A 14,985-nucleotide genomic window follows, 5' to 3' on the forward strand; every position below is an offset into this window, starting at 1 on the left:
TGCAGCAGAGCAGGAAAGGAACCCAGGGAATTATGGACTTGCAGGGACGCTTCCTACGGATGCGCCGGGCCGGGCTGCGCCTGCGGCATACCCTGGCCGTCCGTTTCAAGAGCCCTGCCGCCATCCTGGCCGTAACGCTGACGGCGCTGGTCCTGCTCGTCCTGGGTGCCTTGTTCATGAATGGGGTGGACCGCCGAGCCGTCCAGGTGGACGACGGCAGCATCTGGATCACCTCCGAGAACGAGCGCAAGGTCGCCCGGTTCAAACCCGACATCGGCGAGGCGGACGTGGCCCTGTCGACGGGCACGGACCACTTCGACCTGGCCCAGAGCGGATACGCGGTCATCCTGGGCCGTGAAGGAGGCATGGCTCCCATAGCGGCCTCCACCGCCACCCTGGGGGACACCACCCGGTCGGATGCCAGGGTGCAGCGAATGGTCAACGGGCCCACTCTGGTGCTCTTCCAGGCACGGACCGGCAAGGTCTGGGTGGGTCATGCCGCTTCTCCAGGAGATATGGACCCACAGCGCCGCGACCCCGTGCTGACCCTGGGATCCGGGGCTGCGGTCACCGCGGATGCGTCTGGAACCGTCTACGCCTACCGGCCCTCGGACGGGGTCGTGTTAAGAATCGACGGACCAGACTCCCGGGCCCACCGCGAGCTGGACTCACTGACCGACCACGCCCCCGTCCGGGCCACCGCATTCAGCGTCATCGACGGAAGACCTGTACTCCTGGCAGGTGATCGGCTCTACTGGCCCCAGGGATCCGTCCGGATACCGCACCGGGGAGACCTGCAGCTCCAGTCCACTCCAGTGGATATGGACCGCCAAGGACCCTGGGTGGGCCTGACTGATCAGGAAAGCGTCCACTTGATTGATCTTGACCATCCCCGGAATCAGGTCGAGACCGTACGCACCGGCGGCAGCGGCCAACCCGCCCAGCCGGTCTCCTCGGGCGGATGCCTTTGGACGGCCTGGGCCTCCTCCGGGCGGAATTTCCTACGACTGTGTGCAACGGGGACAGCCGTGCCCAAAGTCCAGTCAAACCAGCCAAGTCCCACCACACTGGAGGCCATCAGCCCCACCTCGGACCTGGTCTTCCGGGCCAACCACCGAAGGGTCATCCTCAACGACGTGCTGACCGGCGATGTTTGGAACCCGCAATCCTCCACCAAGGTGATCCGGCCGCAGTGGCAGACCATGGAAATCAAGCACACAGACAAAACCGATCAGCGCCAGGACTCTGCCGACAATCGCCAGCGGTTCGCGGCCACCTGTCGATCAGGTTCCCAACCCATCCAGGCCGAGGACGACAGTCTGGGCATTCGGACCGGTTCCAGAGCCCTGCTGGATCCCCTGCGCAACGACCACCAGACCGACTGCTCGGTTCTGCGAATCGAGGATGCGCGCAGCTCGCAGGGGAATCTGCATCTGACCCCGGTCATGAACGGCCGCTACCTGCAGGTGGATGCCAGCGATGCACCCGTCGGCCGGGCCCGAATCAACTACTCCATCACCGACGGACGCGGCCAGGTCTCCTCGGCTGGCATCGACCTCAACATAGCCCCGGCCAGGATGGACCGAGGCGATCAGGCACCGGTACAGAACGATACCCCGCCCGAATATGAGGTGGAGCAGGGCGCCGCGACAACCGTCAACGCTCTGGCCGGCTTCGAGGATCCCGACGGAGACCCTCTGACGCTGGTCGGTGCCGAACCGATCAACTCCGATCGCATATCCCTGTCCACCAGGGCTGATGGGCAGCTGACCATGAGCGCCGGATCGGCCACCTCCGGTCGGCTGGCCGTCAAAGTCACCGTTTCGGACGGGCTCATGAGCGGCCAGGGACTCATCTACTTCACCGTCAGACCCGTCAACACCCTGGCTCCGCTGGTCGATCCGGTCATCCGCCAGGCCACCCCCGGCCGAGAGGTCACCGTGGACCTGAGCAGGAGCGTACATGCCAATGCCGCTCAGCCCCTCCGCCTGATCCGGGTCGACAAGACTGATGGAATCCAGGTGGAGGTCAACGCCGAGAGCCTTTCCTTCACCGCCACTGCCGCCAACCCGGGCACCTATTATGTGCCCTACCGGGTGGCCCAGGGTGATCAGGAGACCCAAGGGCTGGTCAGGCTGGAGGTGGAACATGACCAGGGCGGATCCGCGCCGCCGGTTCCTGTCAACGACGTGGCACTGCTGGGAGCCGACCAGACCGCCATCGTCGATCCGCTCGACAACGACCTGGATCCCATGGGCGGAGTGCTGGCCCTGACCGATGTGCGCGTGGATCCGGACTCCGGCATCAAGGTAGGCATTGTGGACCACCGCCGGGTCTACCTGTCGGCAAGAAAAATCCCTACACGCCCGCTGAGCATCACCTACACGGTCGCCAACGCCGAAGGCAGCGCTCAGGGGACCATCGTCCTGCAGCCCCCTTCCTTGAGCAGGGCAGCCTCGGCTCCCAAGGCCCCGAATCTGACGGTTGGGGTCCGTTCATCGGGCCTGGTCACTGTTCCGGTCATGGATAAGGTCACCCACGCTGACGGAACCAGCATCACCCTGGACCAGCAGCTGACTACGGATCAGCAGAACTTTGCGGGACTGGCCTTCGTATCCGGGGATACGGTCAGGTATCAGGCCAGCGAGCGCACCGGGGACTTCCCCGCCACCTATACTGTCAGGGACGATCTGGGCAACGCAGCCTCTGGCACCATCACCTTCCAGGTGCACGCTTCCGACCCCGCCAGCAAGCCCGCACCCACCCCCAAGGACCTACGGGCCCAGGTGGCTGCCGGGACCAAGGTGCGCATCCCCGTCCCCCTGACCGGCATCGACCCGGACGGAGACTGCGACACCCTGTCAGGCCTGGGCAACCAGGCGCCAAGGCTGGGCAGGATCGTCAAAGCCGGTGCCGACTACCTGATCTATGAGGCCTACCCCGACTCGCACGGCACTGACGAGTTCACCTACGCCGTGGAGGACTGGGTGGGGCAGCGTGCCCAGGCGCGCGTCCGTATCGGTGTCTTCCCAAACTCATCGGTGACCGGAGTCTTCGCCCGGGACGACAAGGTCAGGCTGCGGCCCGGAACCGTCGCCGATGTGCCGGTCCTGCTCAACGACATCTCCGGGGACGACGAGCCCCTGAGCCTGGACCCCCATCTGGAGCGCCAGGGCCTGGACCAGGCCAGCGTAGAGGACGACATGATACGGCTGACCGCCCCCTCACAGCCAGGCACATCCTATCTGGTCTACGGGGCCCGCAACCGGGCAGGGCTGAGCGACCAGGCAACCCTGACCGTGGTCTCGGATCCCCAGGCCCCCATCCAGCCGCCCATAGCCCAGGATTACCAGGTGGCTCCCGAGGACACGGTGGACAAGCGCAGCGTGGAAGTCAATCTGACCGACTCCATCAGCAACCCATCCGGCACCCTCGACGACCTGCGCCTTGGGATTCATCCTAGTGCCCGTGCCCATGCCAGGATCGTAGGCGAAGCCGGCTCCACCAAGCTGGTCATCGACCTGACCGACCAGGCCAGGGCCGTGCCCTACACCGTCACCAACACCCGGTACAAGATCACTTCAATGGCCTTTGTGAAAGTCCCAGCCTACGGAGTATTCCCTCCGGTCCTAAGACCCCGCGCTCCGGCCCTGAAAGTGAGGGCTGGGCAGAGCATCACCATCGACATCGCCGATCAGGTCAGGGTAGGTGCAGGCAAGACCGCACGGATCGTCTCCCGTCAGTCCGTCTCGGCCACCAAGTCCGACGGATCCGACCCCTACGTGGACGAGCACACCCTGAAGTTCACCGCCGCCAGGGATTATGCCGGCCCAGCCTCACTGACCTTTGCCGTCCGAGACGGGGATCCAGGCGGCCAGGTCATCGTCAACGAGTCGGTGCTGACCCTGCCCATCACCGTGGTAGGCGGTAAGGCATCCCCACCGGTACTTTCAGCACCGGTCATCGATCTGGTGGCCGGGGAACCGGCACAGACCATCTCCCTGTCCGCCATGACCCGTTGGCCCCAGGGAAGCGATCCGGCCGACAGCACCTTCTCCTCCGGGGGCCCTCAGGGGCCGATCCATGCCAAGCTCAGTCCTCGGGGCCAACTGAACGTGGCCGCCGACAAGACCGCGACACCCGGCACCAAGGCCACCCTGCCGGTGACCATCACCAGTCCATCCGGCGATGTACATACGGTCCTGGCCTTCCGCATCGTGGCTACCACCCGACCTCTGGCTTCGGTCCCCTCACGTCAGGTAGGGCTCAAGGCCGGGCAGAGTCTGGAGCTGGACCTGTTCGACGGCGCCCTCAACCCCTTCCCCGACACTCCGTTGCGTTTGGTCGGCCTGGTCAGCGACGACACCTCACGTCTGACAGCCACCAACCTTGGCGACGGAAGGATTGCCATCAAAGCCGATCGCGACATCGGCGCCTCCACAAACACCATTCTGGCCACGGTCGAGGATGGCAGTCTGGATCCGGGACGCCGAGTCAGCGCCACCATCACGGTGGGCATCATCGACCGGCCACAGGCCCCTAGAATGCTAGCGGGCGCCGCCCAGGCAGGCGACGGAACGGTTATCCTGGCCTGGGAGCCGGGTGCAGTCAACGGCAGTCCGGTGGACGAGTACCGGGTCTCCTACACCTCATCGGCAGGCTCGGGACAACGCTCCTGCGGCAATGCCGTCACCTGCCGGATTGACGGGCTGGCCAACGGCCATGACTATTCCTTCACCGTCCAAGCCCACAACCAGGTGGGCTGGTCCCCCGCCTCCTCTCCGGCAGCAGCCAGACCGGACGTGCTTCCCGGAGGCGTGCAGGGACTGACCGTGGACGGCGGCAGCAAGGAGACCCTGACCGTCACCTGGCGTCCGCCAGAGAATCATGGCTCACCCATCCAGGGCTATACAGTCCACGGAGATGGTTCCGGCTGCGGTTCGCCACGATGGCGGTCGGCCACATCCACCAAGGCGGTCTTTGACGTAGGTCATGATGAGGCAGGAGGCACCTGTACAGTGAGCGTGACCCCAGCCAATATGGCCGGATCTGGTCCTGTGGCCTCAGCCTCCGGAGCCACCTGGTCTCATCCGGATCCGCCTGCATTCCAGACTCTGGAGTACCAGGGCAAGAACCAAGTCAAACTGACTCTGAACCCGGGCGCCGAACACGGCCGACCCTGCGCAGACATCCAGGTGAGTATCGATGGCCTCGACCCTGACAAGGCCTCCTGGACCCTGCCCTGCAACCAGCCGGAGGTCAGTGAAGTCATCACTCTGCCCGCTGGGTCTGCCAAGCCGGGCGCCACGCTGAACTTCCGTGCGGTCGCCCGCATCCGTGGAGTGGGGTACGAAGGCCATTCACCCGCCGCCACCAAGGAGCTGACCCTCCCCAAGGATGCCGACAAGCCAAGCGACAAAACCCTTAACCCATCGGGGGTCCCATCAGCAGACAAGGATGAATGACCATGGATGAACGAAACGCACAGGAACCCATCCAGCAGGACGGCACCATCCCGGATGACGCGACCAGGAGGAGTACCCCCATGGCCGCCCGCGAGGCGGGCAACGAAAGCCGGCGGATCCCTGCCGACCGACTGGATGTACTGAAGCGGCAGCGCCAAGCTCTCATGGCAGGTTTGGGTCAGCAGGAATCCTCCCCGGAAGTGAACGACGACCGGACCCGACCCGGCCGCATCCCTGTGGCTGCCAGACAGGAATCCAGCACATCGGACCGCACCATGGTGGAAGACGGGACCATCCCCGTCCGCCAGCCGGTCCGTGACCTGTTCGCCCGGTCCTCGTCAGCTTCTGCAAGACCTGATCTGGTTGATGCGACCGATCAGTCCCGCAACCCCCAGCTGGAGCGGACCTCGGCCCCCAGATACGAAGTCAGGACCGACGAACCCAGGGGAGCAGAAAAGACCGGGCAGAACCAACAGCCTTTCACCGAGGCAGGAAACCAGGCAGCAGAAACCAGTCAGCAAAGACGAGCAGGCCAGGCCGGCAGCAACAGCCATACAGGAGGCAGCAGCCAGGCCGCCGTGGATGTGCCGACCTTCGCCAGCCTCTTCCGCTCCATCGTCGACAACGTCGGCCAGGCTGTGCTGGGCAAGGAGGAAACCATCGCCTTATGCGTCACCGCCCTGATCGCAGGAGGCCATGTGCTCCTGGAGGACAATCCGGGCACCGGTAAGACCCAGCTGTCACGCGCCCTGGCTGCCTCAATCGCGGTGGATTGCAAGCGAATCCAGTTCACCCCCGACCTGCTGCCTTCCGATCTGCTGGGGGTGACCTTCTACGACCAGTCTCAAGGACGATTCTCCTTCCGACCCGGTCCGGTCTTCGCCTCCCTGGTTCTGGCCGACGAGATCAACCGAGCCTCCCCCAAGACCCAGTCGGCCCTGCTGGAGGTCATGGAGGAGGGCCAGGTAACCGTGGATGGACGCACCTACCGCCTCCCCCGGCCATTCATGGTTATGGCCACCCAGAATCCCATCGAGCAGCTGGGTACCTATGCCCTGCCCGAAGCTCAGATGGACCGCTTTCTGATCCGCACCTCACTTGGGGCACCGGGGCACGATGCCAGCATGCGAATCCTTCAAGAGGCCGACATCCGCGACCGGGCCGGCCTGGTCGAACCGGTGGTCGACGCCGAACAGGTGGAGGCCATGGCCGCCTGCGCCTCCAAGGTCTTCTGCGATTCCTCCATCATGGAATACGTCATCCACATCATCGAAGCCACACGGCACAGCCCCGCCATCCTGGTCGGCTCCTCCATCAGAGGCGGACTTGCTCTGGTCCGTTGCGCCAGGATCCAGGCCTGTGCCCAGGGCCGCGACTACGTGATCCCCGATGATGTCAAGGACCTGGTCGACCCCATATTGGCCCACCGGCTGATTCTGACCGCTCAGAGCAGGCTGGCGGACATGGATGAACACCAGGCGCTGGCTGAAGCCCTGGCCAAGGTCCCCGTCCCCACAGGAGAGCAGTGAGCCATGACCGCTTTCGCCCGTCGATCTGTCCCGGAGTCACGATCGGCATCCTCGACAGGGTCCAGACAGGGCCTGCGATCCCGTGCCGCTGACCTGTGGCAGTCGGTCACTGCTCTTGGCTGGGGCATGGCGCTGGCTGCGCTCCTGTGCGCTCTGGCCTTCGTCCCTACAGGTTGGCGTGAGCTGATGGCGGGCGCTCTGCTAGGTGCAGGCATGCTGCTGCTGGGGTTGCTGATGAGCCTGGGCAACCTGTCCTGTAGCGCTGAAACGAGTCTGGACCAAGGCCATCTGGAGGTGGGTGGCCAGGCTGAGCTGGTCCTGGTTCTGAGCAATCCGGGCAGCCACTCCACCCGCCGTGGCCGAATTGGTCTGGCTCTAGGCCAAGGAACCATCATGGCCTCGCTGCCAGCCCTGGCTCCCGGCCAGACTCACCAGATCCGTTTGAAACTGGAAGCCAGATCCCGTGGGGTGATTGATCTGGGACCCGTGACCATGGAGGCCGGGGACCCGATGGGACTCATCCGCCGCCGCCGAATCCTGACTGGCGCCCGAAAACTCTATATCCATCCCCGCACTGTGGCCCTGCCGCCCCTTGAAGCCGGACTGGAACGCGACCTGGAGGGGAATCCTGGTCCCGGCATTGTCGACGACGACCTGGAATTCCATGCCCTTCGCCCCTATGCGCCCGGCGACGACATAAAAAGGGTCCACTGGCTGTCCACTGCCCGGGCCGGTACCATGATGGTCCGCCAGTACGAGCCCACCCTGCGCACCAGGACCAACCTGATTCTGGACGGCCAGGCCACCTCATACCGGAATGCGGATGAGTTCGAGCTGGCAGTTGAAATCTACGCCTCCCTGGGCTGCCGATGCCTGCTTGATGGCCGTCAGCTGCAAGCGCTGGCCCCGGAACCCGACGATTCCGATGCCCATGGAACCACCCTGCCCACGGAGGATCCCCGAAGCTTTCTGGATGCTTGCAGTGCCATCCGCCCCAGCCAGGACAGCTACGACAAGCCAGACCTGTCCGACGCTCCCAAGCGAACCAGCCTGACCATTCTGGTAACCGGATCGATGGGCGACCGTCAACCCTCTACGTTGATGGGCGAATCGGCCCAGAGCGTCTCCCCGGTCATGCTGCTGGCTGCTGACCTGGATGCCAATCCAAGTCTGCAGACGCAGCCGGGCCTTGTCAACGCCGTTTTGGGCAATATAAGGGACCTTCCCATTCTTATGGAGAACCAGCCATGAGCACATCCGCATCATGGCCTGACCAAGCGCAGAGAGAGCCCATCCGTCTGATCGACCGGGCAGGTCTGCAATCCACTGTCGACCCCACCCGGCACCGCTCTCCCATCATTCTGATCGCCGCACTGGCGCCCCTCAATCTGTTGGCCGGACTGCAGCTGCTGCCCGTCTACGGCAGCCTGCCCCTCTGGCTTACAGTGGGAGCCGCAGCCTGCCTGACCGGACTGCTGATCGCCTTGCTTCCCCAGCGTGGTATTGCCACAACCCTCCTGCAGCCTCTGCTACTGATTGCAGCCCAATTCCTGCTGGGTCCCATCTTCGCTCTGAACGGGACCACTCTGGCACACGTCCTGCCCACCTGGGCAACCCTGACACAAGGGTGGTCCGCCACCTTCGGCGCGTTCAAGACCCTGGCAGCCATCGACCCGCCACTTGGCCAGGAGGCAGGAGGGCTGATGGCCCTGTGGACGCTGATGCTCTGGATCTCTTATCTGGCCGTGCTGCTGGCCCGCCATGGCCTGGGTCGCAACCTGGGACGGCCGGCGCACCCGGTGGCCGTCCTGGCAGCCACCCTGCCCATCCTGGCCACCATGGCTGTGACAGCCGTCCTGGGCACCAGCAGAGGCCTCCACCCGGCGTTGACGGGCGGCATCCTATGGCTGCTCCTGCTGATCTGGTGCGCCAGCGGACTGGGTCTGCTGCGCCTGCAAGGACTCGCATCCACGCTTCTGACCCTGGCATTGACAGCCGGACTGATTTTCTCCGCTGGACTGCTGCCTGCCCCGACCCGGCTGGTCATCCGAGACCACTATCAGCCCCCCATGGACCCTTACCAGTTCACCAGCCCCTTGAGCGATTACCGCGCCTATATCAAACGCCATCGCGACGATACCCTGGTCACGGTCCGCAACCTGCCCGCCGGCACGCCGGTCCGAATGGCCGTCATGGACCGTTATGACGGCAAGGTCTGGAATCTGTCCGACTCGTCAGGCGCTGGAGCCGCCGACTACCGGCGCATCGGTGCCCAGATCCGCACAGAAACACATCAGGTGAAGGCCAAAAACGGTGAACAGGCCGGACAGCCTTTTACCGCGACCTTTCTGATTCGGGAGGGATTCGACCACGCCTGGCTGCCTTCCGCCGGACAGGTCAACGGCATAGATACGGATCAGGGCCTGCAACGGAAGGACCTCTACTTCAACAAGGCCACAGACACCGTACTGACCAATCAGGCCCTGCAGGCCGGGGCCAGATATACGGTGCACGGCGTGGCCGAAGACCGACCCGCAGCCCGTCGCATAGCCGACAGCGATCCGGGAGATGCACAGGTGCCTCCCCTGGCGGATACCCCTGAGAGCCTGCCCAAGGCGGCTGCCTCCATGACCTCCATGCAGGCGCGCGGCGGCGCCAGGGCGCTGGCCATCGAGGAACGGCTGCACAAGGAGGGATGGTTTTCCCATGGTCTGGCCGGCGACTATCCCTCACCCTCCGGCCATGGCGACTATCGAATCAATCAGCTCCTGCAGGGCCAGGCCATGGTGGGCGACAGCGAGCAATATGCCTCGGCCATGGCCCTCCTGGCCCGGCAGATGGGTCTGCCATCCCGGGTGGTCTTGGGATTCCTACCCAAGAATCGCGACGGCTCCATCAGCCGGGCACGGACCAGGACTGAAGCGGACGGGAGCACCCGAATTGACTTCACAGGACGCGATGCCCAGGCCTGGGTGGAGATCAATCTGAAGGGACTCGGGTGGGTCCCCTTCTACCCCACGCCACCGGAGACCAAGACCCCGGACAGGTCTCTGGACTCCACACCGCCCGATCCGCGCACCGTGGTCCGTCAGCCACCGCCCCCGCTGGTCGATCCTCCTCGTGACGACAGAACCACCCAAGGCAGAACCACCGTTGGCGGCCAGGAGGCATCCCGGCAGTCTTCACCCTCCTTCTGGAAGCGGTACGGACCCCTGCTAGCCAAAGTGACGCTCTGGACCATGCCACTCTGGCTGCCGGCTCTCCTGGTTCTGCTCCTGCTGGCCGTCAAGTCCTGGCTGCGTCGACGGGCCCGGTCGAACGGCGATCCGAAGACACGTATCCGTGCCGGCTGGCGACAGATCGGCAACCTGGGCAGGCAGACCGGCTTATCCCTGGATGGCACCCGCAGCGAACAGGCGGCTCTGATCGCCCAGACCCTGCTGACCGACCCCCCAGGGTCCTCGTCGTCCGGACTGCGCGGGGATCTGGATCGACTGCGCAGTATGGCCGATCAGGCCTCGTTCGACCAGAACCCTTCAGATGAACAGGAGGCCGAGGATTGCTGGCAACTGGTGGACAAGCTTCGATCCGCCATCCTGGCATCCCTGCCGCGAACCCGACGTTGGCGCACCCTGCTTTCCCCTAGGCATCTGCACTGACCTGTCCGCCGACAACCTGAACAGCAGGAAAACACAATGAGGGCCCATGCGATCGCCAAGATCACACGAGCCCTCATTGTTTATCACATATCCTGCAGCCGACTCTGCTTGGGCCGGGTTATCCGGCCCAAGCAGATCTGCGGCTACTTGCCGTATATGCACTCACTGGTTGGAGTGCTGGTCCTCCGAGGAGGAGAAGGTGGCCGAACCAGGCTGCTGGGAAGGCTTCTGATCGGAGTCACTGCCATTGGCGGCATCCGAGGATCCCGTGTCCGTGGTGGCAGCCGTCTGATCGCCGGCCCCGGCTGACGAATCCTGCACGTTAGGGGTGTCCAGATGGCTCTGGCCGCCCTGGTCGTTGAGGAAGTCGTCCGGGTTGAAGTCGTCGCCCAGCTTCAGGTCCCCGAAGTCGATGTTGGAGAAGTCCACATCGTTCAGGTCGGCGTCGCTCAGATCCACATCGCCGCCACCCAGACCGAAGTTGGGGTAGATGGTGTCGCGGATGGCCTTGTCAGGCTCCACGGTGGCGTTGCGGTACCTGGCCAGGCCGGTGCCGGCAGGAATCAGCTTGCCGATGATCACGTTCTCCTTGAGGCCCTTCAGGTCGTCGACCTTCTGGTTCAGGGCGGCCTCGGTGAGCACGCGGGTCGTCTCCTGGAAGGAGGCGGCCGACAACCAGGAGTCGGTGGCCAGGGAGGCCTTGGTGATGCCCATGAGCTCGGGGCGTCCGGCGGCCGGCTTGCCTCCGGCCTTGACGGCCTTCATGTTGGCGGCCTTGAACTTGGCCTGGTCGACCAGCTCACCAGGCAGCAGGTCGGTGTCGCCCGAGTCGATGACCGTCACGCGACGGAGCATCTGGTGGACGATGACCTCGATGTGCTTGTCGTGGATGTCCACGCCCTGGGAGCGATAGACCGTGTGCACCTCGTTGACGATGTTCACCTGGGCGGCGCGCGGGCCGAGGATGCGCAGGATCTTCTTGGGATCCACGGAGCCCTCGATCAGCTGGGTGCCGGCTTCGACGTGCTGTCCATCCTTGACCATCATGGGTGCACGGCGGGTGACCGGGTAGGTCAGCGCCTCCACGGAGGTGTCGTCGGGGGTCAGGGTCACCTGACGGCCGCGGTCGGTGTCCTCCACCTTGACGGTGCCGGGGAACTCCGCGATGGGAGCCTCGCCCTTGGGGGTACGGGCCTCGAAGAGCTCGGTGACACGGGGAAGACCCTGGGTGATGTCGGAGGCCGAAGCCACGCCGCCGGAGTGGAAGGAACGCAGCGTCAGCTGGGTACCAGGCTCGCCGATGGACTGGGCGGCCACAATGCCCACGGCCTCGCCGACGTCCACCAGCTTGTTGGTGGCCAGGGACCAGCCGTAGCACTTGGCGCACACACCGCGGGTGGACTCGCAGGTCAGGACCGAACGGGCCTTGACCTCCTCCACGCCGTGGGCGACCATGTCGCGAAGCACGTCCATGGACAGAGCGTCGCCGCGCTTGTAGAGCACGGTCTTGCCGTCCTTGGGGTCGATGACGTCGGCGGCCAGGAGCCTTGAGTAAGGTCCGCCGTCGGCGGCCTTGACCAATACCAGGTTGCCCTGCTCGTCGCGCTCGGCCACCTTCATGGTCAGACCGCGCATGGTACCGCAGTCCTCCTCGCGCACGATCACGTCCTGGGAGACGTCGACCAGACGACGGGTCAGGTAGCCCGACTCGGCGGTACGCAGTGCGGTGTCGGCCAGACCCTTGCGGGCGCCGTGCTGGGAGATGAAGTACTCCAGCACCGACAGGCCGTCGTGGTAGTTGGACTTGACCGGTCGAGGGATGATCTCGCCCTTGGGGTTGGCCACCAGGCCTCGCATACCGGCAATCTGGCGGATCTGCATCCAGTTGCCTCGTGCCCCGGACTGGACCATGATGTTCACGTTGTTGTCCGGAGTGAAGTGCTCCTGCATGGCCTCAGCCACCTTGTCGGTGCACTCGGTCCACAGGTTGATCAGCTCCTGACGGCGCTCCTCGTCGGTCAGCAGACCCATGTCGTACTGGGAGTTGACCTTGGCAGCCTGCCCCTGGTACTCGTTGACGATCTTTTCACGCTCGGGCGGCACCACGATGTCGGAGAAGGCCATGGTCACGCCGGACCACTGGGCCCGGGTGAAGCCCAGATCCTTCAGGGCATCCAGGGTGGCCGCGACCTGTGCGGTCGAGTACCGGGTGGCGATGTCGTCCACGATGCCGGACAGCTTGCCCTTGGGCACCTGCTCGTTGATGAAGGGGTAGTCCACAGGCAGCGTCCGATTGAACAGGACCCGCCCGTAGTTGGTGGCGAAGAGCCTGGAACCGTCCTTGAAGACCTCTTCCTTGACCACGTCAGGGCTGCCGGGCTCGGGGTCGACGACCTTGAGGTCACCGGGCTCCCAGTCCTTGGGCATGACGAAATCGGCAGGGACCCGCAGCAGGATCTTGGCCTGCATGTCGATCTCGCCCAGGTCCAGGGCCATCCGAGCCTCGGCCAGGCTGGAGAAGATCCGGCCCTGGCCCTTGGCGCCGTCAACCACGGTGGTCAGGTAGTACAGACCCAGAATCATGTCCTGGGAGGGCATGGTGACCGTGTGGCCGTCGGCGGGCTTGAGGATGTTGTCGGAGGCCAGCATGAGCGAACGGGCTTCAGCCTGGGCCTCGGCCGACAGGGGCAGATGGACTGCCATCTGGTCGCCGTCGAAGTCGGCGTTGAAGGCCGCGCAAGCCAGTGGGGGCAGGTGGATGGCCTTGCCCTCGACCAGGATGGGCTCGAAGGCCTGGATGCCCAGACGGTGCAGCGTAGGCGCACGGTTGAGCAGGACGGGGTGCTCGGAGATGACCTCCTCCAGCACGCCCCAGACCTCGGGGTCACCGCGGTCGACCAGACGCTTGGCACTCTTCATGTTCTGCGCGTAGTTGAGGTCCACCAGCCGCTTGATGACGAAGGGCTTGAAGAGCTCCAGGGCCATGGGCTTGGGCAGGCCGCACTGGTGCATGCGCAGGGAGGGCCCGACCACGATCACGGAACGGCCGGAGTAGTCCACACGCTTGCCCAGCAGGTTCTGACGGAATCGGCCCTGCTTGCCCTTGAGCATGTCTGCCAGGGACTTGAGCGGACGGTTGGAGGCTCCGGTGACGGGGCGGCCACGGCGGCCGTTGTCGAAGAGGGAGTCCACAGCCTCCTGGAGCATGCGCTTCTCGTTGTTGAGCATGATCTCGGGGGCGCCCAGCTCGATCAGGCGCTTGAGCCTGTTGTTGCGGTTGATGACGCGCCGGTAGAGGTCGTTCAAGTCGGAGGTGGCGAAGCGGCCGCCGTCCAGCTGCACCATGGGGCGCAGGTCGGGCGGAATGACCGGGACGACGTCCAGGACCATGGCCTCGGGCTTGTTGCCGGTGTTCAGGAAGGCGGAGACCACCTTGAGCCGCTTCAAGGCACGGGCCTTGCGCTGGCCGGAGCCGGTGTCGATCTCGTGGCGGAGCTCCTTGGCGGCACCCTCCAGGTCGAAGTCCTGCAGGCGCTTCTTGATGGCCTCGGCGCCCATGCAGCCCTCGAAGTAGTCACCGTAGCGGTCCTGCATCTCCCGCCACAGATCCACGTCGCCCTCCATATCGCCGGGCTTCAGGGTCTTGAAGCGGTCGAAGACGGCGGTGATCCTCTGGATCTGGTCATCGTAGCGCTTGCGGATGGCGGTCATGTCCCGCTCGGCACCGTTGCGCAGACGTGCCTTCATGGAACCCTTGACCTCATCGGTCTTCTCCAGCTCGGCCAGGTCCTCTTCCAGCTTCTTGGCGCGCTTGTCGATCTCCAGGTCGCGCTTCTTCTCCAGCTGGTTGATCTCGTTGTCGAACTCGTCCTGCAGATCGGGCAGGTCCTTGTGGCGCTGCTCCTCATCCACCTTGGTGACCATGTAGGCCGCGAAGTAGATGACCTTCTCCAGGTCCTTGGGCGCGATGTCCAGCAGGTATCCCAGCCGGGAGGGCACACCCTTGAAGAACCAGATGTGGGTGACGGGGGCGGCCAGCTCGATGTGGCCCATACGCTCGCGGCGGACGCGTGAGCGGGTGACCTCCACGCCGCAGCGCTCGCAGACGATCCCCTTGAAGCGCACGCGCTTGTACTTGCCGCAGGCGCACTCCCAGTCACGGGTGGGTCCGAAGATCTGCTCTCCGAACAGGCCGTCCTTCTCGGGCTTCAAGGTACGGTAGTTGATGGTCTCAGGCTTCTTGACCTCGCCATAGCTCCAGCCGCGGATGTCGTCGGCCGTGGCCAGTCCGATTCTCAGTTTGTCAAATGCATTGACGTCCAGCACTCTGTG

Annotated in this window: 5 protein-coding genes; 4 read left to right on the forward strand and 1 reads right to left on the reverse strand. The window is 64.7% G+C overall.

Translation table 11 applies throughout. The features are described 5' to 3' along the window. Window positions 1-32: 32 nt before the first annotated feature. Genes AACP62_RS05545 through AACP62_RS05560 form a run of 4 tightly spaced genes read left to right on the forward strand, consistent with a single transcriptional unit; the run spans window position 33 to window position 10,653 of the window. On the forward strand, window positions 33-5,465 hold the full coding sequence (locus AACP62_RS05545) for an Ig-like domain-containing protein (protein ID WP_339346940.1): 5,433 nt from the start codon (window positions 33-35) through the stop codon (window positions 5,463-5,465). Between the two features lie 2 nt (window positions 5,466-5,467). Next, window positions 5,468-6,994, forward strand: coding sequence for an AAA family ATPase (locus tag AACP62_RS05550; protein WP_425332915.1), 1,527 nt, complete (start codon window positions 5,468-5,470; stop codon window positions 6,992-6,994). 3 nt (window positions 6,995-6,997) lie between these two features. Then, on the forward strand, window positions 6,998-8,245 hold the full coding sequence (locus AACP62_RS05555; protein ID WP_339346941.1) for a DUF58 domain-containing protein: 1,248 nt from the start codon (window positions 6,998-7,000) through the stop codon (window positions 8,243-8,245). Further along, complete coding sequence (locus tag AACP62_RS05560; RefSeq protein WP_339346942.1) at window positions 8,242-10,653, forward strand: transglutaminase-like domain-containing protein; 2,412 nt, start codon at window positions 8,242-8,244, stop codon at window positions 10,651-10,653. The genes AACP62_RS05555 and AACP62_RS05560 overlap by 4 nt, the downstream gene beginning before the upstream one ends. Window positions 10,654-10,815: 162 nt before the next feature. Here the strand turns inward: AACP62_RS05560 and AACP62_RS05565 are convergent, their stop codons facing one another. Further along, window positions 10,816-14,979, reverse strand: a complete 4,164-nt coding sequence (locus AACP62_RS05565; protein ID WP_339346944.1) for a DNA-directed RNA polymerase subunit beta' — start codon at window positions 14,977-14,979, stop codon at window positions 10,816-10,818. Between the last annotated feature and the right edge of the window lie 6 nt (window positions 14,980-14,985).

This window comes from Bifidobacterium apis, from assembly GCF_036986835.1.
GTDB lineage: Bacteria > Actinomycetota > Actinomycetes > Actinomycetales > Bifidobacteriaceae > Bombiscardovia > Bombiscardovia apis_A.